Raw genomic sequence first — 20240 nt, 5'->3', positions numbered from 1 at the left:
CCGACTCGACCTGTCAGCCGGTGCCGCCGTACCCCTCGTCCTTGATGATGCCGACCTGGGACACCTTCACCGTGCGCTCGCCGGGCTTGCCGCCGAGGCGGATCTTGCGCAACGCCACGTTGTTGGTGGTCGAGGTCTCGACGAGGTGGCCGTCGGGGTTGGCGGCCACGGCGATGTAGTAGACGCCGTTGGGGAGCTTGGCGATCGGGAAGGACTGCCCGGCGCGGTACTGCGTGTACGTGTCGCCCCAGCCGGCGGCCAGCACCTCCCGGATGCTCAGCGACGAGTAGTCGCCGCAGGAGGTGGCGAGGTTGGTGTTCTCCGGCTTCCACGCAGCGCTGGGGACGGTCAGGTCGACGGCGTCGGTGTTGGCGAGGCAGAAGGCCTCCTTCTTGGAGACGGCCGCCTCGGTCTTGTCCTTGCGCAGCAGCGAGTAGCGGGCGAAGTCCTCGAAGTGCCAGTGCTGGTGCGAGGGCTTCGGGTCCCAGTGCAGGTGGCCGACGCTCTGGTAGCCGGTCTGGTTGCCGTCGGCGTCGAAGAAGTACTGGTAGGCGTCCATCAGGTCCTTGCCGTTCTGGCGGAAGCCGTCGACGACCAGCGGGCTGTCGCCGGCGTTCCAGACGGTGGCCGAGAAGCGCAGGTACTTGCTGTTCTTCGACAGCGAGATCCCCCAGGCGGGCAGGGAGCGCAGGTCGGGGGTCGGCCCGGCGGCGCGCCCCTCGGGTCCCGTCGGCGCGTGCGCGGCCGGCCGGGCGATGCGGTCGACGGGCCCCGGCTCGGTCGGCCCCTCGTCCTCCTCCGCCTTCACGACGAGCTTGATCGTGCGGCTCGCCTGGGCCGCCGAGAGGCCGAAGAGCGCGGCGTACTTCGGCGCGACCTCGGCGCGCACCCGGTAGGTGCCGGCGCCGATGTGCAGCGGGCGATCGCTGGTGAGCAGCGTGGTCGCCCACCCGGCCTCGACGCCCTGGACCGAGCCGAGGCTGAACGGGTTGTTCCAGCACCCCGCTGGGTAGGGCGAGGTCGCCGCCGCGGTCGGCTTGACCCGCTCGGACCAGCCGTTGAAGCAGACCTTGTTGGTCATCACGGTGGCCTTGCCGTGCTTGGGCGTGATCGTCAGCTTGAGGAACTTGCCAATGCCGGAGAAGTCCTTCATCGCCCCGGCCGGCAGCGCCACGTCGCCGCCCGGCGAGCGCCAGACGGTCCGGATCTTCTGGTCGTACGACGCCCGCGTCGACCACAGCTCGAACGGCTGGTCGCGGGCGATCACCCGCAGCCCGAGGTCGGTCCAGGTCCGGTTGCGGTAGGTGTACGCCGTGACCGTCCTCGGTGCCCACAGCGAGAACGGCGCGTCCGCCGCAGCGGCCTTCTGATGCGCGTCCTCGCCGGACGAGGTGTCGGTCGAGACGGCGACGATGGTCGAGGCCGCGAGAGCGGCGACCGAGGCCAGAGCGAGCGAGCGGAGCCTGGAGCGGAGCACGGTGTTTCCCTTCCCTGGGGGCTGTCGAGAGTACGACGCAGGCTCGGCCCGATCGGTTGCCTGACGGGCACGACGGGTGCGTGTCGACGTGCGGAACTACCCTCGACCCATGACCTCGCAGCACGATGTGATCGCCGTCGCCGAGCGCGCCCGGGCGGCCAGCCACGGCCTCGCCCTGGCGACTCGCGCCCGCAAGGACGCCGCCCTGCACGCGATGGCCGACGCCCTGGCGCAGCACGAGGACGCCATCCTGGCCGCCAACGCGGAGGACGTCGCCCGCGCCGAGTCCGCCGGCACCCCGCCCAACATCGTCGACCGGCTCCGGCTCACCCCGGAGCGGCTGGCCGGGATGGCCGACGGCCTCCGCGAGGTCGCCGGCCTGCCCGACCCGGTCGGCGAGGTCGTGCGCGGCAGCACCCTGGCCAACGGACTCGAGCTGCGCCAGGTCCGCGTGCCGTTCGGCGTGGTCGGGATGATCTACGAGGCGCGCCCCAACGTCACGGCGGACGCGGCCGGCATCTGCCTGAAGTCCGGCAACGCCGTGCTCCTCCGGGGCAGCTCGAGCGCCCGCTCCAGCAACGCCGCGATCGTCGCCGCCCTCCGGTCGGCCGTCGAGTCCGCCGGCCTGGAGCCGGACGTCGTGCAGCTGGTCCCGGGTGACACCCACGAGAGCGTCAAGGCGCTGATGCGTGCCCGCGGGCACGTCGACGTGCTGATCCCGCGCGGGGGAGCGGGGCTGATCCGCTCCGTCGTCGAGGAGTCGACGGTGCCCGTCATCGAGACCGGCGTCGGCAACTGCCACGTCTACGTCGACCGCGCGGCCGACCTCGACCAGGCGCTCGCCATCGTGCTCAACTCCAAGACCCACCGCACCAGCGTCTGCAACGCCGCCGAGTCGCTGCTGGTGCACGCCGACGTGGCCGACGAGTTCCTGCCGCGGGTGGTCACGGCCCTGCAGGACGCCGGCGTGACGATCCACGGCGACCCCGCCTTCGCGGCGTACGACGGCGTGGTCGAGGCGACGGAGGACGACCACGGCTGCGAGTACCTCTCGCTCGACATCTCCGCGGCCGTCGTACCCGACCTGGACGCGGCGATCGCGCACATCCGGCGCTACTCGAGCCAGCACACCGAGGCGATCCTGACCCAGGACCTGGCTGCGGCACGGCGGTTCACGGCCGAGGTCGACTCGGCGGCCGTGCTCGTCAACGCCTCGACCCGGTTCACCGACGGCGGCGAGTTCGGCTTCGGCGCCGAGATCGGGATCAGCACCCAGAAGCTGCACGCCCGCGGCCCGATGGGGCTGCCCGAGATGACGTCGACCAAGTACGTCGTCACCGGCGACGGCCACGTGCGCTGACACCGGTAGGGTGTCGACCATGAACGCGCTGCTCACCGTGCTCCACACGGAGAACCCCAACGTGCCGAACCACTGGCTCATCGGCGGCATCACCCTGGCGATCCTGCTGGCCCTGCTGCTGGCCCTGCTCGCCTTCGGCGCGGGACGCGAGCACAGCTGACCACCGGGCTCGTGCCGGGCGCCCGCCGGGTCGGGGTCATGGGCGGCACCTTCGACCCGATCCATCACGGTCACCTCGTGGCCGCGTCGGAGGTCCAGTCGTGGTTCGACCTCGACGAGGTCGTCTTCGTGCCCACCGGCGACCCGTGGCAGAAGTCGGACCGCGACGTCTCGCCGGCCGAGGACCGCTACCTGATGACCGTCATCGCGACGGCCGCCAACCCCCGCTTCAACGTCTCCCGGGTCGACATCGACCGCACCGGCCCGACGTACACGATCGACACGCTGAAGGACCTCAAGGCGCGGTTCCCCGACGCCGAGCTGTACTTCATCACCGGAGCCGACGCGCTCGCCGACATCTTCACCTGGCGCAACGCGGAGGAGCTCTTCGCGCTCGCCCAGTTCGTCGGCTGCACCCGTCCCGGCTACGCCATGGACGACTCGACGCTTGCAGGGATTCCGTCGGACCGTGTGACCATCGTCGAGATCCCCGCGCTGGCGATCTCGTCGACCAACTGTCGCGAGCGCACCCGCCGCGGCGAGCCGGTCTGGTACCTCGTGCCCGACGGCGTCGTCCAGTACATCGCCAAGCACCACCTGTACCCACAGGCTTCGACAGAGGACCAGTAGTGACTGCAACCGAACACGCCATCGAGCTCGTCCAGGCCGCGGCCCGCGCCGCGTCGGACAAGCTCGCCTCCAACATCATCGCCTTCGACGTCAGCGAGCAGCTGGCCATCAGCGACGCGTTCGTGATCGCCTCGGCGAGCAACGACCGCCAGGTCAAGTCGATCGTCGACGAGATCGAGGACAAGCTCCGCGAGATCGGCGCCAAGCCGCTGCGCCGCGAGGGCGAGCGCGACGGCCGCTGGGTGCTGATCGACTACGGCGAGGTCATCGTGCACGTGCAGCACGAGGAGGAGCGCGAGTTCTACGCCCTCGAGCGGCTGTGGCGCGACTGCCCGTCGATCGAGCTGCCCGCCGACGTCGTCTCGCATGAGCGCTAAGCGACTTCTTCTCCTCCGGCACGGCCGGACCGCCTGGAACGCCGCGCGCCGCGTCCAGGGCCAGCTCGACGCCGAGCTCGATGACACCGGCCACCGGCAGGCCGCGGCCGCCGCCGTGGCGGTCGCCGCCCTGTCGCCGGCGGCTCTCTGGTCGTCCGACAGCGTCCGCGCCCGCGAGACCGCGGCCTACGTCGCCAAGGAGACCGGCCTCGACCCGACGTACGACGCTCGCCTGCGTGAGTACTTCCTCGCCGAGCGCCAGGGCGTCACCCACGAGGAGTACGCGGCGCTCGCACCCGAGGAGTTCGGCGCGTTCCGCCTGGGTGACTTCGACGTGGTGCCCGGTGGCGAGACCGCCGAGCAGGTGTCGGGACGCATGGTCGCCGCGCTCGGCGACCTGCTCGCCTCGATCGCCCCCGGCGAGCTCGCCGTCGCCGTCTCCCACGGCGCCGCGATCCGCGACGCCGTGCCCGTCCTGCTCGGCTGGCCCGTCACCCAGCGGGCGGTCCTCCACGGCCTCGACAACTGTGGATGGGTCGAGCTGGACCAGGCGCGGCCGGACGGCCCGCTGCGGATGAGGGCCTACAACCGGGTGACCGTCGGCTGACGGACCCCGATTTCGCTTCGGGCAGGACGGTTGGCTAGTATTCCGCGAGTTGTTAACCCGCTCGTTCGGGCAAGCAATGGGGCTGTGGCGCAGCTGGTAGCGCACCTGCATGGCATGCAGGGGGTCAGGGGTTCGAATCCCCTCAGCTCCACCGGAGGAAGGGCCGTCATCACCACGTGATGACGGCCCTTCTGTCATCCAGCGGAGTGGCGGGTCCCTGGTCGACCCCGCGCCCGGTGGTCGTAGCCTTCGCTGTGACCACCCGCACAGAAGGACAGGAACCACGATGGCGAAGATCAGTCAGCGGTCGGGCGCGGCAGCGACGGCGATGCTCGGGCTCGGGGTCTACCGACCGAAGCGGGTGGTGACCAACGACGAGGTCTGCGAGGTCCTCGACTCCAGCGACGAGTGGATCCAGACCCGGTCGGGCATCCGGACCCGACGGTACGCTGGCGAGGACGAGACGCTGATCGACATGGCGACGCTGGCGGCGCAGGCGGCCCTCGAGTCCGCAGGCGTGGGCGCCGACCAGATCGGCACCGTGATCCTGGCGACCTCGACCCACGCCCAGCACACGCCCGCCGCGGCGCCGATCGTCGCCGACCGCCTGGGCTCGAAGGCGGCGGCGTTCGACGTGGCCGCCGGCTGTGCCGGCTTCTGCCACGGGCTGTCGGTCGCGTCCGACCTGGTCCGCGGCGGCAACGCGACGTACGTCCTGGTGATCGGGGTGGAGAAGCTCAGCCTCTTCCTCGACCCGACCGACCGCGGGACGGCGTTCATCTTCGCCGACGGAGCGGGCGCGGTCGTCGTGGGACCGTCCGAGGAGGCCGGGATCGGTCCCGTGGCCTGGGGCTCCGACGGCTCGCAGTCGCACGTGATCACCCAGGAGCCGGGCTGCCAGGCCTCCGACGCCGAGCACCCGATGGTCGTGCGGATGGAGGGTACGGCGGTCTTCCGCTGGGCGCCGTTCGCGATGGCCGACGTCGCTCGTGACGCGGTCGCGTCGGCCGGCATCGAGATGACCGACCTGGACGCCTTCGTCCCGCACCAGGCCAACCTGCGGATCACCGAGACCCTGGCCCGCAACCTCAAGCTCCCCGAGGGGATCGCGATCGCCCGCGACGTCCAGGACTCGGGCAACACCTCCGCCGCGTCGGTGCCGCTGGCGATCGAGGCGATGCTCCGAAAGGGCGAGGCGTCGGTCGGCGACACGGCGCTGCTGATCGCGTTCGGGGCCGGGCTCAGCTATGCCTCGCAGGTGGTGACGATCCCGCCGCTCGCCGGGGTCTGAGCCAGGGGGCTCAGTCCTTCGGCCAGCCCCCGTGCCGCGCCGTGATCGTGTCCTTGAGGGACTTGTAGTCACCCGCCGTGAGCGTCGTGCGCTCGCCCTTGCTCCCCACCTTGAACCCGGCGTTGTTCTGGTCCTTGGGCTTGCCGAGGTGCAGGTGGAACTCGACCTTGGCCGCGCCCCGCGCCGTCTCTGGCCGCTTGAAGTAGTACTTGGAGCCGCTGGTCGACGTGAGCGTCGCCGCGCGGTACAGCTCGTACGCCGCGATCAGCCGGCCCGCCTTGATGTGGACGCAGATCTTCGAGATGGCCGCGATGGCGGGGTCGACCGAGCCGAGATCGGCCCACATCGCGGAGAACGCCTGGGCCTCGGCGACCGTGGTCTTGGCCGCGCCGGCCGGTCCCAGGGCACCGTTGCCGTAGATGAACGACTCGAGGGCGACCTCGTCGCCCTTCAGGGTGTCCAGCACCGCACGCGGGTCCTGCCCCGGCGCCGCGGCCTTGACGGCGTCGAAGAACCTCCCGCTGCGCTCGGGGTCCTTCATCGTCGCGCCGACCAGGAGGCCCTTGAGGTCGGCGTCGACGCTCGCGTCGTAGTTGTCGAGCTCGTGCCCGACCGTCTTCTGCACGGCCTCGCGGCGCGCCTGGGCGGCCTCCTCGGCGGCCTTCTTGATGCGCGCCGCCTTGTCCTCGGCGGCCTTGGACGCGGCCTCCGACTTGGCCGACTCGAGCGCGACCAGGCGGGCCTCGATGGCCTCGACCAACTTGTCGTCCTCGTCGCTGTCCCAGGCCGCGTTCTGCTTCCACTTCCCGAGCACCGCCGGGTCGGTCTCGGCGGCGATGCGATCGGCCGTCACCTCGACGTCGTCGTCGTCCTTCAACCTGCGGATCGGCTGGACCGACGTACCTCCTTGCAGCGTGTGCGCCAGCTCATGGGCGACCACGCGCTGGCCGTCGGGTCGCAGCGTGTCGGGCAGGCCCCCGCCGAAGAAGACGTCGTGGCCGACCGTGAACGCCCGGGCGCCGATGCTGCGGCTGCCGGCGTCGACGTCCGGGCCGGTGTGCATCCGGACGTGGCTGAGGTCGGCTCCCATCGCGTCCTCGAACGGCTGACGTACGGCCGGGGGCAGCTCTCTGCCGCTGGCGCCGGCGTCCGCGACGAGGCGCTCCACCAGGGGTGTCGCGGCACCCCCTGCTGCGCCCACGGTGGCCGTGCCCGGCAGCCGCCTCAGGGCGGCCGGGGCTCCGACCAGGTCGGCCGGGTCGATCGGGTCGGGCTGCCGACCCAGCGCGGCGACCACCCGTGCCGCGACGTCGTCGGCCTGGCGCTCGTGCGGGTCGTCGCAGGCACCCACCTCGAGATGGCGGCGGACCGCCGCGCGCAGCGGCACGGGCCGCGCCGGGGCCGCTTCGACGTCGTCAGCGGCGGGCGCTTCGGATCCAGGCTTCGGTCCACGATGAGCGACGGCACGATCCATGGTGTCTCCCGAGTTCGTCTGGACCCACGCTACTGGTCCGGATGACTCGGCATAAGTGGTTCGGGCCGATCGCGCGTCGCCGGCTGGGAGAACCTCATGCGCCCGTCAGCAGACGGGCACACGCGTCCAGCATCCCGGCCAGCGCGTCGTCGTACCTCTGCTGGTCGTCGTCGTGGTTGGCCAGACTGATCTCGGAGGCGTTCAAGCCGAGGGCGTCCACGCCGGTGGCGTCGGCCGCGAGCGGGCCTAGCCCCAGCAGCACCAGGGTCTTCCACCAGAGGGGTTCGAGGAAGTCCAGCTGCTTGGAGTCCACCTGCAGGTGGCCGTTCGAGAGCTCCAATGTGGTGTGACAGGCAAACCGGAGGACGTCGTCGTCGGAGGGCCGCGGCTCGTTCGCACCTCGGCAGAGGACGTTCGCGCTGAGCAAGGCACTGTCGAGGGTCTGGGGGTGGGCCAGCACGTCATAGAGCGCTTGGGCAGTGGTCCTCGTCCGAGCCAGCGACGGGTCGGCGGCAGCTGCCCCGAAGAGACCGGCGAGACCGGTGAGCCTGATGACCGCGGGATCCGGGGGCGTGCCCGGCTTGCGGAGCTTGGCGCTCAGGTCTGACCTCTCGACCACCGGCAGCAGTCCACATCCTGCGTGGACGTAGCGGCTCGACGTTCCCCATCCGCCGTCGGGTGGGAGCCAGGAGCTGGCAGCTGCCTTCGTGGGCTCCGTCGCCGACGAGGCGCTGTCCGACGGCGTGGCCGACGACTCCACGGGAGGGGGCGAGGTCGCAGGCTGGGCATGGCAACCGGCCACGAGCAGCACGGCTGCGACCGCCACGATCCGAGCGCTCCTCAGGGTCAGCACGCGGGAGAGCATCGCAGATCAGCGAGCCTCACGCGCCGCCCGCCGGGAGCTCCTCGAGGAGCACGTCGGGGTTGTCGCGGGCGGTGGTGTTCGCCCGCCACTTGTCGACGATCAGGGCCAGGTAGGTGCCGTCCGAGCGCTGGAGGACCTCGACGCCCCGGGCGCCGGACAGCGCCGCTGCGCCGGCTGCGTCGGTACGGCGGGCCACCTGGTAGTCGAGCCGGGAGAGGCGGATGGGGGAGTTGAACTCGTGGGTCATCCGCTCCTGGACGACCTCGAACTGCATCGGGCCGACCGCGGCGAGCACCGGGCTCTGGTCGCCGCGGAGGTCCGAGCGCAGCACCTGGACGACGCCCTCCTGGTCGAGCTGGTCGATGCCGCGCCGGAACTGCTTGTAGCGGCCGATGTCGGCCGCGGTGGCGGTCATGAAGTGCTCGGGCGCGAACGACGGCACCGGCGGGAACTCGATCCGCTCGCCGACGTACATCGTGTCGCCGACGCGGAGCGCCTGGGCGTTGACGAGCCCGATGATGTCGCCGGGGTAGGCGTGCTCGATCGAGGACAGCTCCCGGCCGAAGACGGCCTGGGCGTACTTCGTCGCGAAGGGGCGGCCCGTCGCCGCGTGGGTCACGATCATGCCGCGGTCGAACTCGCCCGACACGACGCGCGCGTAGGCGACCCGGTCGCGGTGGGCGGCGTTCATGCCCGACTGCACCTTGAAGACGAACGCGCTGAACTCGTCCTCGACCTCGCGCACCGACCCGTCGACGCCGGGCGTCGCGTGCGGCGCGGGCGCCAGGTCGAGGAGCAGGTCGAGGAGCTGGGCGACGCCGAAGTTCTGCAGCGCGGAGGCGAACATGACCGGCGTCGTCCGCCCGGCCAGGAAGCGCTCCTGGTCGTGGTCGGCATCGTCGGCCGAGAGCAGCTCGTGCTCCTCGACCGCGTCCTGCCACACGGCGAGGTCGGCCTCGCCCACCTCGGACGCGGGCATCCGCACCTCGGGCGCGCGGGTCGCACCGCCGGCCGTGCGGGTGTACTTCACGAACTCGCCCGTCCGACGGTCGAGCACGCCGCGGAAGTCGCCGGCCTCGCCGACCGGCCAGGTGAGCGGCGTCGGGCGCAGCTTGATCTGCTGCTCGATCAGGTCCATCAGCTCGAGCGCGGCCAGGCCGGGGCGGTCCCACTTGTTGATCACCGTGATGACCGGGATGCCCCGCATCGCACAGACCTTGAAGAGCTTGAGCGTCTGCGGCTCGAGCCCCTTGCCGGCGTCGACCAGCATCACGGCCGAGTCGACGGCGGACAGCACGCGGTAGGTGTCCTCGGAGAAGTCGCTGTGGCCAGGGGTGTCGACCAGGTTGACGACGTGGTCGCGGTAGGCGAACTGCAGCGCGGCCGACGTGATCGAGATGCCGCGGGCCTTCTCCATGTCCATCCAGTCGGAGACGGTGGCGCGCCGACCGCCCTTGCCGTGCACGGCGCCCGCCTCCGTGATCACCCGCGCGTGCAGCGCGAGCGCCTCGGTGAGCGTGGACTTGCCGGCGTCGGGGTGGCTGATCACCGCGAAGGTACGGCGTGGGCGGTTGTCGGACACCCCGCGAACTTACCGGCCCGCCCGGTCGTTGGACGGATCGGGATGCACGGCACCGGTTCCACTGGTTGAATCCCCGTCACCGGATGTGTTCGAGCAACCGGACCTCGTCCGCTGCAGACTCGGAGGCACCATGTCACGGCGTTCCAGTGTGGACCGCGAGGACGGCGGCGTGGTCGGGCAGGAGGGTCGGGTCACCGGCACCGTCGGTCCCGGCCTGGTGGGGGAGGTCATCCTCCCCGTCCGCGGCGGCAGCGAGGCCTTCAACGCCTACCCGTACGTCGGCACCGACACGATCCCGATCGGCACGCTGGTCCGCGTCATGTCCTACACGCAGCCCCGCATCGTCTTCGTCTCGGCGGCGATGTGACCCACCCCGACGACTCTGAGAAGAGCCCCTTGTGACCTCCATCCTGACGATCGTCGGCGCCGCAGTCGTCGCGCTGGTCTTCCTGATCCTCGCCTTCAAGCTCGTCTGGCGCGTCGCCGAGCCCAACGAGGCGTTGATCATCTCCGGCCTCGGCGCGCACGGCGACAGCTCCGCGGACATGCCGGGTGACACCGGGCGCGGCTTCAAGATCGTCGTCGGAGGCGGCACCGCCGTGATCCCCGGTTTCCAGACCGTCCGCCGCTTCTACCTCGGCCTGCGGACGACGACCCTCACGGTGAAGGCGCCGTCGAACCAGTCGATCCCGCTGACCGTGAAGGGCGTCGTCGTCTTCAAGGTCGCGGACGACAAGTCCAGCATCGCGAACGCCGCACGTCGCTTCCTCGAGCAGACCGAGGACGTCCTGGTCGGGACCATCCACGAGCTGTTCGCCGGCCACCTGCGGGCGATCGTCGGTGGGCTCTCGGTCGAGGACATGCTGCACAACCGCGAGTCCCTGACCAGCGCGATCCGCTCGTCGCTGGCCGACGACCTCGGCAAGCTCGGCCTGATCGTCGACTCGCTCCAGATCCAGGAGATCGACGACGAGGTCGGCTACATCAACAACCTCGGCAAGCCGCAGGCAGCCGCGATCGAGGCCGCCGCGCGCATCGCGGCGGCGCAGCGTGACCAGGAGGCCACCCAGGCCGAGCAGGTCGCCGACGCCCGCAAGGCGGAGGCGGTGCGCCAGTCCCAGATCGAGCAGGCGGCCTACCAGGCCGACGTCGACAAGGCGAAGGCCGAGTCCGCCCAGGCCGGCCCGCTGATGCAGGCCCAGGCGCGCCAGGAGGTCGTCCGGGCCGAGACCGCCGCCGCCGAGCTCGACGCCCAGCGTCAGGAGAAGGTGCTCAACACGGAGGTCCGCAAGCCTGCCGACGCCGAGGCCTACCGCCAGGTCACCATCGCCAACGCCGAGCGCGATGCCGCGATCGCGCGCGCCCAGGCCGAGGCGCAGCAGACCACGCTGACCGGCAACGCGGAGGCCGAGGCGACCAAGGCCACCGGTGACGCCGAGGCCGCGGTGATCCAGGCCAAGGGCCTGGCGGAGGCGGCCGGCATCAAGGCTCGCGCCGACGCGCTGGCCGAGAACCAGGACGCGGTCATCGCGCAGATCATCGCCGAGCGCTACCCCGAGATCGTGGCGGCCGGGGCCGGTGCGCTGGGCAACATCGACAACCTGGTCGTGCTCAACGGCGGCGACGGCATGGAGGACCTGCTGGCGAAGGCGATGACCATGGGGGGAGCCGGGCTCGGCATCGCCCAGAACCTGATCGCCTCGATCACGGCCGGCCCGAAGGAGGAGACCCCCGCGGAGCAGTAGCGTCCGGGTATGACCCGCGACGCTGAGGCCGGTCCGCTCCTGCACGACCGTCGCTACCTGGGGCTGCTCGGCTGGGCGGCGCTGCTCGGGATCCCGCTGTCCCTGGTGGCGTTCCTCTTCCTGGCCGCCGTCCACGAGCTCGAGCACCTGCTCTGGCACTCGCTGCCGCACGAGCTGGGGTACGACGAGCCGCCGGCCTGGTGGGCGATCGCCGCCCTCGCGCTCGCGGGCGTGCTTGTCGGCCTGGCCGTGAGGTACCTCCCGGGTCACGGCGGCCACGTGCCCGCGGACGGGTTCTCGGCCGGCGGGAGCTCGCCCGGCGCCGTGCCCGGGGTCGTCCTCGCCGCGGGAGCCGGCCTCGCCCTGGGTGCCGTGATCGGGCCGGAGGCGCCGCTGATCGCGATCGGCGGTGGGCTCGCCCTGCTCGCGATCAGGTGGACCCCGTTCGCCGAGGACCCGCAGGCCGTCACGATCCTGTCCGGCGCGGGGTCGGCGGCCGCCATCTCGGCGATCTTCGGCAACCCGCTGATCGCCGCGATCCTCTTCCTCGAGATCGTCGGGCTGGCCCGGCGCCAGGCGACGCTCGTCCTGCTGCCCTGCCTGGTGGCCAGCGGGGTCGGGGCCCTGCTCTTCACCGGACTCGGCGACTGGACCGGCTTCGGTATCGGCTCGCTCTCGATCCCCGGCCTGCAGCCGACCCCGCTCTCCGTCGGCGACGTGGTCGTCGTCCTCCCGCTGGCCGCGGTCGTGGCCGTCGTGACGTGGCTGATCTTCGGCGCCGGACGCCGGGTGGCGGCGATCGCGGCCGAGCACGTGCTGCCCGCCACCATCGGCGCCGGCGTGGTCGCCGGCTGCAGCGCCGCGGCGTACGCCGTCCTGACGGACCACTCTCCGGCGGAGGTCGCCCTGTCCGGTCAGGCGTCCCTCGGCGTCCTCACGAGCAGCCCGGGCTCGTGGTCGACCGGTGCACTCGTGGCGCTGGTCGTCTTCAAGGGGATCGCGTACGCCGTCTGTCTCGGTGCCTTCCGAGGCGGCCCGGCCTTCCCGGCGATCTTCCTGGGTGCCGCGCTCGGTGTGCTGACCAGCGTGCTGTTCCCGAGCATCGACCTGGTCCCTGCGCTGGCGATCGGGATGGCGGCCGGGGTCGCGGTGATCGGGCTGCCGATCACCAGCGTGCTCCTGGTGGTGCTGCTCCTCGGCGACGCCGCCACGAGCCAGATGCCGGTGGTCATCCTGGGCGCCGTCGTGGCCCTCGTCGTCGGCGACCTGCTGTCGGACATCACGACCCGGAGGGCCACCGCGAGTCTTTCTTGACTCGTTCCAGAAAGCGCGCAAGACTGCCGAGCATGACCCCGAGCGCCGACCTGACGCAGCTGCTGCGCGACGTCGGACTGCGCGTGACGCGCCCCCGGGTCGCCGTGCTGGGCGCCGTGCACGCCCACGCCCACGCGGACACCGAGACGGTCATCGGCGCCGTACGCCGGGAGCTGCCGGACGTCTCGCACCAAGCCGTCTACGACTCGCTGCACACGCTGACCGCCGCTGGTCTCGTCCGGCGGATCCAGCCGTCGGGCTCGGTCGCGCGCTACGAGTCGCGGGTCGGCGACAACCACCACCACGCGGTGTGCCGCTCCTGCGGCGCCATCGCCGACGTCGACTGCGCGGTCGGGCACACGCCGTGCCTGACCGCCTCCGACGACTCCGGCTTCACGATCGACGAGGCCGAGGTCGTCTACTGGGGCCTGTGCCCCTCCTGCTCCACCGCACGTACCCCGCAGTGATCCACGTGGAAGGAAACACATGAGCGACGACCAGACCCCCGAGAGCCCGCAGGGCGTCGACCGCAAGGCCGAGGGTGGATGTCCGGTGATGCACGACTCCGCCGCGGCCCAGGGCAGCGAGAGCGAGAACCCCGCACTGGACTCGCCGACCCCCAAGACCGGCGGCCGGCCCCACTCCATCCAGGACTGGTGGCCCAACAGCCTCGACCTGTCGGTGCTGCACTCGCACTCGTCGAAGGGCAACCCTCTCGGCGAGGACTTCAGCTACGCCGCCGAGTTCGCGAAGCTCGACGTGGCCGAGCTCCGGCGCGACCTGGTCGAGGTGCTCAACACGTCGCAGGACTGGTGGCCGGCCGACTTCGGTCACTACGGCGGCCTGATGATCCGGCTCAGCTGGCACGCTGCCGGCACCTACCGGATCTACGACGGCCGCGGTGGCGCCGGCGACGGTGGGCAGCGGTTCGCCCCGCTCAACAGCTGGCCGGACAACGGCAACCTCGACAAGGCGCGCCGTCTGCTGTGGCCGGTGAAGCAGAAGTACGGCCAGAAGATCTCGTGGGCCGACCTGCTCGTGCTGGCCGGCAACGTCGCGCTCGAGGACATGGGCTTCACGACCTTCGGCTTCGGCTTCGGTCGCGAGGACGTCTGGGAGCCGGAGGAGATCTTCTGGGGTCCCGAGGACACCTGGCTCGGCGACGAGAGGTACGCCGAGGAGCGGACGCTCGACGAGAGCCTGGGCGCCGTCCAGATGGGTCTGATCTACGTCAACCCCGAGGGCCCCAACGGCAATCCGGACCCCGTGGCCTCGGCCCGCGACATCCGCGACACGTTCGCCCGGATGGCGATGAACGACGAGGAGACCGTCGCCCTCATCGCCGGCGGCCACACCTTCGGCAAGACCCACGGTGCCGGTGACGCCGACCTGGTCGGCCCCGAGCCCGAGGGTGCCCCGCTCGAGGAGCAGGGCCTCGGCTGGAAGAGCACCTACGGCTCCGGCAAGGGCGCCGACGCGATCACCTCGGGCCTCGAGGTCACCTGGACCACGACGCCGACCCGGTGGAGCAACGACTTCTTCAAGATCCTCTTCGGCTACGAGTGGGAGCTCACGAAGAGCCCGGCCGGTGCCCACCAGTGGGTCGCCAAGGACGCCGAGGACATCATCCCCGGCCCGGCGGCGGACTCGCCGAAGCGCAAGCCCACGATGCTGACCAGCGACCTCGCCCTGCGGTACGACCCGGAGTACGAGAAGATCTCACGCCGCTTCCTGGAGAACCCCAACGAGTTCGCGCTGGCCTTCGCCAAGGCCTGGTACAAGCTGCTGCACCGGGACATGGGCCCGGTCGAGCGCTTCCTCGGTCCCTGGGTGCCGGAGCCCCAGCTGTGGCAGGACCCGGTGCCGGCCGTCGAGGGCGAGCTCGTCAGCGACGCCGACGTCGCCACGCTCAAGGCCCGCGTGCTCGAGTCGGGACTGTCGGTCTCCGAGCTCGTCTCCACCGCGTGGGCCTCGGCCGCCAGCTTCCGCACCACCGACAAGCGCGGTGGCGCCAACGGCGCCCGGATCCGTCTCGAGCCGCAGCGTGGCTGGACGGTCAACGAGCCCGAGCAGCTCGCCGGCGTCCTCGAGAAGCTCGAGGCGATCCAGGCCGAGTTCAACGCCGCGGGCGGCGCCCAGGTGTCGCTGGCCGACCTGATCGTCCTGGCGGGCTCCGCCGCGGTCGAGAAGGCGGCGCAGGACGCCGGCGTCGAGGTGACGGTGCCGTTCCACGCTGGCCGCACCGACGCCACGCAGGAGCAGACCGACGTCGACTCCTTCAAGGTGCTCGAGCCGCGCGCCGACGGGTTCCGCAACTACCTGCGCCCCGGCGTGAAGCTCCAGCCGGAGACGCTGCTGGTCGACCGCGCGTACATGCTCGGTCTCTCGGCCCCCGAGATGACGGTGCTCGTGGGCGGCCTCCGGGCCATCGGCACCAACGTCGGTGGCGCCCAGCACGGCGTGTTCACCGACCGTCCGGGCGTACTCACCAACGACTTCTTCGCCCACCTGCTGGCCCCGGGCACGCAGTGGAAGGCGTCGGAGTCGGAGGAGAACGTCTACGAGATCCGCGACGCCGCGAGCGGTGACCTCAAGTGGACCGCCACCGCGGTCGACCTGATCTTCGGCTCCAACTCGCAGCTGCGGGCGCTGGCCGAGGTCTACGCGAGCGACGACGCGAAGCAGAAGTTCGTCCACGACTTCGTGACCGCCTGGGTCAAGGTCATGGAGGCCGACCGCTTCGACCTGGCCTGATCCTCAGGTCGTGACGTGAGGGCCCTCGGCCAGCGGTTCCGCTGGCCGGGGGTCCTCGTCGTGGTGGGCGTGGGTGCCCTCGACGTCACCGTGCGTGATCGTCAGGTAGGCGACCAGCACCGCGAAGAGCCCGAGGCCGAGCGCGGTGACGGTGCCGTCGCCCCAGTCGAGGCCGCCCTGCGACGGCGGCTTCCCGAGCCAGTCGGCCACGGACGCGCCGAGCGGCCGGGTGAGCACGTACGACGCCCAGAACGCCGCGGTCGCGCTCAGCCCGAGCCTCCACAGGCCGAACGGCACCAGGATCAGCACCCCGAAGAGCGCGATGGACCAGCCGAACCCGAGCCCCATGTTGATCGCCGTGGTGTCGCCGACCGCGGTCCCGAGGCCGAAGGTCAGCAGCACGGTGCCCCAGTAGAACCTCTCGCGCCGGGCTGTGGTGATCGAGTGCACCGACAAGGTGCCCTCGCTGCGCTGCCACCACGTGAGCAGCGCGCACAGCAGCAGGAAGTAGATCGCCGAGTCGACGTAGTACGGCGTACCGAGCGCCACGTGCGGTCCGTCGGCGATCATCGTGCCGAAGAGCGCGACCATCAGCACCGTCACCCAGTAGCGGACCGGGTGGTAGGTGTCAGCGCGCAGCTGGAACCACAGTGCGACGAAGAAGCCGCCGACGCCGACGACGCCGGCCAGCGGGATGCTCACCGACCCCATGAAGTCGGCGCCGGCCTCGCCGATCCCGGTCGTGAGCAGCTTGACGATCCAGAACAGCAGGAAGACCTCGGGCACCTTGGGTGCGCGGAACACTCGTGGGGACATGGTCGCGACCGTAGGGAGCCGGACCTGCCGACAACCTGACCGGCGACCCGGCCTGCGCTCAGTGCTGCAGCAGCAGCTTGAGCGCGACGACGAGGACCCCGACGAGCGCTCCGACGAGGGCGCTGGCGAGCCGGCCACGCGTCGCGAGACCGCCACGGGCACCCGCCTGGTAGCTGTACACCGCGAGCAGGACGATCGTCGCGTAGAGCGCTGCCCACCCACCGGTGCGGAGGCTGGCGCCGAACAGCCGCATGACCAGCAGCACGACGAGCGGGACCACGGAGGCGCCCACGATCGGCAGCGCCTCCACGAACGCGGCCCGGAACGCGGCCAGCGGGTGGTGCTTGCGGTTCATCGCGCTGCCGATGGTGATCGCGTGGACGTGGGCGATCCAGTAGACGAGGACCGTGCCGAGGATGGTCAGGACGAGCTGGCCGGTCGTGTGGACGACGCCGGCGCTGGCGGCGATCGCGGCCGCACAGACGACCGTGCCGGTGATCGCACCCTCGCCGCCGCGGGCGAAGCCGAGCGGGTCGGAGAGGGGATGGGTGTCACGCACGGGACCAGTATCGGGCCCGCCGTACGCCCGCTGAGGCTAGCCTCACCTTTCTGGAATCGATCCAGAAAAGGTGCTTGAGTAGGTGTCATGACCGATCTGCTGCACAGCGACCAGACCACCCACGCCGCCCGCCCGCCGTTCACCGCCTCCGAGCAGCTGGCGACCCACCTCCAGCAGCTCTCCGTCGACCTGATCGACCTGCACCTCGTCGGCAAGCAGGCGCACTGGAACGTGGTCGGCCTCAACTTCCGCGACCTCCACCTCGCGCTCGACGAGGTCGTCGACGCCGCTCGTGAGTTCTCCGACCAGGTCGCCGAGCGGATGCGGGCCGTCTACGTCACCCCCGACGGCCGCGCCGCCACCGTCGCCGAGCGGTCCAGCCTGCCGGAGTTCCCGACCGGTGAGGTCAGCACCGCGGACACCGTCGACCTGATCGCGGCCAGCCTGTACGCCGTGGCCGGCACCGCCCGCCGGATCCACGACGACGTGGACGCCGAGGACCCGACCAGCGCCGACATCCTGCACGCGATCATCGAGCGCCTCGAGCAGCTCGCCTGGATGATCGACGCCGAGAACCGGGTGCCCAACGCGAGCCTCCCGCGGCCCGTCCACCGCTGATCGTTCCCCGTGTCGGTGGCCGGTGGCAGGCTGCCGCCATGGTGGAGTTCATCGAACGTGACCTGACCGGTTCCCGCTTCAAGGTCGTCGACCTGAGCGGGAGCCGGTTCAGCGACCTCAACCTGAGCGGCGCGCTGTTCCGCGGCGCCTGGGCCGACCGCCTCGAGCTCGACGGCGACTTCGACCACCTGGTCGTCAACGGCGTCGACGTGATGCCGTTCGTGAGGGCCGAGATGGACCGGCTCGACCCGGAGCGGCCGCTGATGCGCCCGAAGGACGCCGACGGCTTCCGGGTCGCGTGGCCGATCATCGAGCGCCGGTGGGCCGAGACCGTCGAGCGCGCGCGCCGGCTGCCGCCCGAGATGCTCGACGAGCAGGTCGACGAGGAGTGGTCGTTCATCCAGACCCTGCGCCACCTGCTGATGGCGACCGATGCCTGGGTGCTGCGCGCGCTGCTCGGCGACCCGGCGCCGTACCACCCCCTCGGCCTCCCACACTCCGAGATGGACGACCCGGACGGGATCCTGCCCAACGACCTCGACGCGCGGCCGGGCCTGGACGAGGTGCTGTCGGCCCGCGCCGACCGGATGGCGACGGTGGGGGAGTTCATCGCCCGGCTGACCGACGAGCAGCTCGCCTCGATGACCGAGCCGGTGCTCGAGCCGGGCTACCCGGAGCCGGAGAGCTATCCCGTACGCCGGTGCATCGGCGCGATCATCAACGAGGAGTGGGAGCACCGCCGCTTCGCCGAGCGCGACCTGGCCATCCTGGAGGCGCGCCTCAGCTGAGCGCGGTGGTCGCGGGGCGGCCGACCCGCGCGAGCGAGCGGTCCAGGACGGTGCACAGGAGCATCAGCGTCGAGACGCCGAGGATGAAGAGGCCGAGGTGGTGCAGGCCCGTCTCGGTCGCGCCGTCGTGGAGGAAGCCGCCGGTGGCCGCCGACGCGACGATCGCGCCGAGGTACATGAACGTGCGCAGCAGTCCGGCCGACGACGCCGTCCGGGCGGGGTCGGCCTGGTGGTAGACGGCGTTCTGGTTGCCCAGGCCGAGGAGTCCCTGGGGGACGCCGAGCAGCAGCGTCAAGGCGAGCAGCACCCAGATCGGGATGCTGTCGTCGAGCGCCAGGACGACCGCGCAGGCGGCGACCTGGACGGCTGCGCCCACGATCAGCTTGCCGCGGATCTCCGGTCGGCGTCCGGTGAGCGCCGAGATCGCGATCGCCGTGCCGAACATCGGCATGATGACCAGTCCCACGGTCGACGGGTCGAGCCCGCGCCCCTCCTGCATCCACTGGGTGACGCCGAAGATGAAGGTGTAGCTCACCGTCATCGTGAGCAGGCCGCGCACGTACGTCGCGACCAGCGGCAGGTTGCCGCGCAGCAGGCGGACGTCGATGAACGGCGCGGCCACCCGCGACTCGACGGCAGCGAAGCCGGCGGCGGCCACCGCGGTGACCACCAGCAGGGGGAGCAGGCCGGTCTGCGGCTCCATCAGGAAGAACAGCAGCGACACGAGGGCGGACGAGAAGAGCGCGACGCCGGCGTAGTCGACGCGCGGCGGCCGGTCCGCGTCGTCCGCCGGCGGAGTGCGGAGGGGCAGACGCCGGCTGCCGAGCCAGAGGCAGACGAGCGACAGCGGGATGTTCACCGCGAACGTGCTGCGCCAGCCGCCGACCGCGATCAGCAGCCCGCCGATCGTCGGACCGATGACCGCCACGGTCTGGTTGGCGATGGCGAGCAGCGTGAGGATGCCGGCCGGGCTGTCCTCGCCGGTACGCCGCGCCTCGCTGCGGATCAGGGACATCGCTGCCGGGTAGCCCGCACAGGTGCCGAACCCGAGCACCACCCGCGCGGCGACCAGCACCCACAGGTCCTGGGCGAGCAGCCCGATCAGCCCGGCGACGCCCACCATCGCCGTACCGATGAGGTAGAGCCGTCGGGGTCCGAGCACGTCGATCAGGCGGCCGACGACCGGCTGGCCGATGGCGGTGGCGAGGTAGAGCGACGAGACGAGCCATGCCGTGCGCGACGGAGAGGCGCCGAGGGCGTGACCGATCGGCACCAGCGACACCGCGATGATCGACGAGTTGACCGGGTTGAGCGTCGACCCGAGGACCATCGGCGCGATCAGGCGTCGGTCGAACGACGTGCGCGAGGCCGCCCGGACGCTCACAGGAGCTTCGCCAGCCGCTCCAGGAGAGGGGCGGCGACGAGGAGCTGCTCACGCTCGCCGGCGGTGAACTGGGTCCGGAGCGCGGCGGCGAGCTGGTCGGCCCGGGCGTCGCGCTTGTCGTCGGCCGTTCGGCGTCCCTGCTCGGTCAGGTCCAGCAGCATCCGGCGCCCGTCGTCGGGGTCGGGGGAGCGGGCGACCAGCCCGCGGCGCTCCAGGCTGCGGACCGTCGCGTGCATGGACTGGGTGCTGATGCCCTCGAGCCGGGCGAGGTCGGCGGACGTGGCGGGTGCGTTGCGGCCCAGGCTGGACAGTGCCGTGCTCTCCGGCTGGCTCAGCTCGGCGACGACGCGCGCCTGCCGGAGTCGCCGGAAGAGGAGGCCGAGGCTCGCCTGGAGCTCGCGGGCCACGCGGTCGGAAGAGGTCGCCACAATCATCAGGCT

21 protein-coding genes and 1 tRNA gene are annotated in these 20240 nt (G+C 71.5%); 14 read left to right on the top strand and 8 right to left on the bottom strand.

Going from position 1 to position 20240, the window contains the following annotated elements; genetic code table 11:
- Positions 1-13: 13 nt before the first annotated feature.
- Entirely contained in the window at positions 14-1477 is a 1464-nt protein-coding gene (locus ABEA34_RS03640) for a lysyl oxidase family protein (protein ID WP_345519377.1), read from the bottom strand.
- A 109-nt stretch (positions 1478-1586) separates the two neighbouring features.
- Between ABEA34_RS03640 and ABEA34_RS03635 the strand changes: the two genes are divergently transcribed.
- The 7 genes from ABEA34_RS03635 to ABEA34_RS03605 all read left to right on the top strand — a co-directional run bounded on the left by ABEA34_RS03635 (position 1587) and on the right by ABEA34_RS03605 (position 5901).
- Entirely contained in the window at positions 1587-2837 is a 1251-nt protein-coding gene (locus ABEA34_RS03635) for a glutamate-5-semialdehyde dehydrogenase (RefSeq protein WP_345519375.1), read from the top strand.
- A 19-nt stretch (positions 2838-2856) separates the two neighbouring features.
- Complete coding sequence (locus tag ABEA34_RS03630) at positions 2857-2997, top strand: hypothetical protein (protein WP_345519373.1); 141 nt, start codon at positions 2857-2859, stop codon at positions 2995-2997.
- Positions 2998-3008: 11 nt separating this feature from the next.
- Complete coding sequence (nadD, locus tag ABEA34_RS03625; RefSeq protein ID WP_345519371.1) at positions 3009-3626, top strand: nicotinate-nucleotide adenylyltransferase; 618 nt, start codon at positions 3009-3011, stop codon at positions 3624-3626.
- Positions 3626-4003, top strand: a complete 378-nt coding sequence (gene rsfS, locus ABEA34_RS03620) for a ribosome silencing factor (protein WP_345519369.1) — start codon at positions 3626-3628, stop codon at positions 4001-4003. Before nadD ends, rsfS begins: the two co-directional genes overlap by 1 nt.
- Positions 3993-4610, top strand: a complete 618-nt coding sequence (locus tag ABEA34_RS03615; protein ID WP_345519367.1) for a histidine phosphatase family protein — start codon at positions 3993-3995, stop codon at positions 4608-4610. The genes rsfS and ABEA34_RS03615 overlap by 11 nt, the downstream gene beginning before the upstream one ends.
- A 78-nt stretch (positions 4611-4688) precedes the next feature.
- Positions 4689-4761 (top strand) — tRNA-Ala (locus tag ABEA34_RS03610).
- A 135-nt stretch (positions 4762-4896) separates the two neighbouring features.
- Positions 4897-5901, top strand: a complete 1005-nt coding sequence (locus ABEA34_RS03605) for a beta-ketoacyl-ACP synthase III (RefSeq protein ID WP_345519365.1) — start codon at positions 4897-4899, stop codon at positions 5899-5901.
- A gap of 10 nt (positions 5902-5911) precedes the next feature.
- Here ABEA34_RS03605 and ABEA34_RS03600 read toward each other — a convergent pair whose 3' ends face one another.
- The 3 genes from ABEA34_RS03600 to ABEA34_RS03590 all read right to left on the bottom strand — a co-directional run bounded on the left by ABEA34_RS03600 (position 5912) and on the right by ABEA34_RS03590 (position 9822).
- On the bottom strand, positions 5912-7288 hold the full coding sequence (locus ABEA34_RS03600) for an eCIS core domain-containing protein (RefSeq protein ID WP_345519363.1): 1377 nt from the start codon (positions 7286-7288) through the stop codon (positions 5912-5914).
- A gap of 181 nt (positions 7289-7469) precedes the next feature.
- Complete coding sequence (locus ABEA34_RS03595; RefSeq protein WP_345519361.1) at positions 7470-7994, bottom strand: hypothetical protein; 525 nt, start codon at positions 7992-7994, stop codon at positions 7470-7472.
- A 262-nt stretch (positions 7995-8256) separates the two neighbouring features.
- The gene (locus tag ABEA34_RS03590; RefSeq protein ID WP_345519360.1) at positions 8257-9822 is read right to left on the bottom strand and encodes a peptide chain release factor 3; all 1566 of its coding nucleotides are present in this window, start codon (positions 9820-9822) and stop codon (positions 8257-8259) included.
- Between the two features lie 130 nt (positions 9823-9952).
- On the opposite strand from ABEA34_RS03590, the gene ABEA34_RS03585 reads away from it, so the two are divergent.
- The 5 genes from ABEA34_RS03585 to katG are packed head-to-tail and all read left to right on the top strand — an operon-like array spanning position 9953 to position 15635.
- Positions 9953-10189 carry a hypothetical protein gene (locus ABEA34_RS03585; protein WP_345519358.1) on the top strand — a complete coding sequence of 79 codons (237 nt, stop codon included), beginning with the start codon at positions 9953-9955 and terminating at the stop codon, positions 10187-10189.
- Positions 10190-10220: 31 nt separating this feature from the next.
- Entirely contained in the window at positions 10221-11567 is a 1347-nt protein-coding gene (locus ABEA34_RS03580; RefSeq protein ID WP_345519356.1) for a flotillin family protein, read from the top strand.
- Between the two features lie 9 nt (positions 11568-11576).
- Positions 11577-12881, top strand: coding sequence for a chloride channel protein (locus ABEA34_RS03575; RefSeq protein ID WP_345519354.1), 1305 nt, complete (start codon positions 11577-11579; stop codon positions 12879-12881).
- Between the two features lie 32 nt (positions 12882-12913).
- Positions 12914-13348, top strand: coding sequence for a Fur family transcriptional regulator (locus ABEA34_RS03570; protein ID WP_345519352.1), 435 nt, complete (start codon positions 12914-12916; stop codon positions 13346-13348).
- Between the two features lie 19 nt (positions 13349-13367).
- Positions 13368-15635: a catalase/peroxidase HPI gene (gene katG, locus ABEA34_RS03565; RefSeq protein ID WP_345519350.1), complete on the top strand. Its 2268-nt coding sequence runs from the start codon at positions 13368-13370 to the stop codon at positions 15633-15635.
- Between the two features lie 3 nt (positions 15636-15638).
- Here the strand turns inward: katG and ABEA34_RS03560 are convergent, their stop codons facing one another.
- Both ABEA34_RS03560 and ABEA34_RS03555 read right to left on the bottom strand, forming a co-directional pair.
- Positions 15639-16451: a COG4705 family protein gene (locus ABEA34_RS03560; protein WP_345519348.1), complete on the bottom strand. Its 813-nt coding sequence runs from the start codon at positions 16449-16451 to the stop codon at positions 15639-15641.
- 58 nt (positions 16452-16509) lie between these two features.
- Positions 16510-17010, bottom strand: a complete 501-nt coding sequence (locus ABEA34_RS03555; protein WP_345519346.1) for a hypothetical protein — start codon at positions 17008-17010, stop codon at positions 16510-16512.
- Between the two features lie 87 nt (positions 17011-17097).
- On the opposite strand from ABEA34_RS03555, the gene ABEA34_RS03550 reads away from it, so the two are divergent.
- Positions 17098-17628 carry a Dps family protein gene (locus ABEA34_RS03550; RefSeq protein WP_345519344.1) on the top strand — a complete coding sequence of 177 codons (531 nt, stop codon included), beginning with the start codon at positions 17098-17100 and terminating at the stop codon, positions 17626-17628.
- Between the two features lie 38 nt (positions 17629-17666).
- Positions 17667-18416, top strand: a complete 750-nt coding sequence (locus ABEA34_RS03545; RefSeq protein WP_345519342.1) for a DinB family protein — start codon at positions 17667-17669, stop codon at positions 18414-18416.
- On the opposite strand, the gene ABEA34_RS03540 is transcribed toward ABEA34_RS03545, so the two are convergent.
- Together ABEA34_RS03540 and ABEA34_RS03535 are read right to left on the bottom strand one after the other, a co-directional pair.
- Positions 18409-19800 carry an MFS transporter gene (locus tag ABEA34_RS03540; protein ID WP_345519340.1) on the bottom strand — a complete coding sequence of 464 codons (1392 nt, stop codon included), beginning with the start codon at positions 19798-19800 and terminating at the stop codon, positions 18409-18411. The genes ABEA34_RS03545 and ABEA34_RS03540 overlap by 8 nt on opposite strands.
- Positions 19797-20228, bottom strand: coding sequence for a MarR family winged helix-turn-helix transcriptional regulator (locus ABEA34_RS03535; protein ID WP_345519338.1), 432 nt, complete (start codon positions 20226-20228; stop codon positions 19797-19799). Before ABEA34_RS03535 ends, ABEA34_RS03540 begins: the two co-directional genes overlap by 4 nt.
- Positions 20229-20240 lie beyond the last annotated feature (12 nt).

The organism is Nocardioides conyzicola (genome assembly GCF_039543825.1).
Lineage (GTDB): Bacteria > Actinomycetota > Actinomycetes > Propionibacteriales > Nocardioidaceae > Nocardioides > Nocardioides conyzicola.
This window is presented reverse-complemented; position numbering and strand designations above follow the sequence as displayed.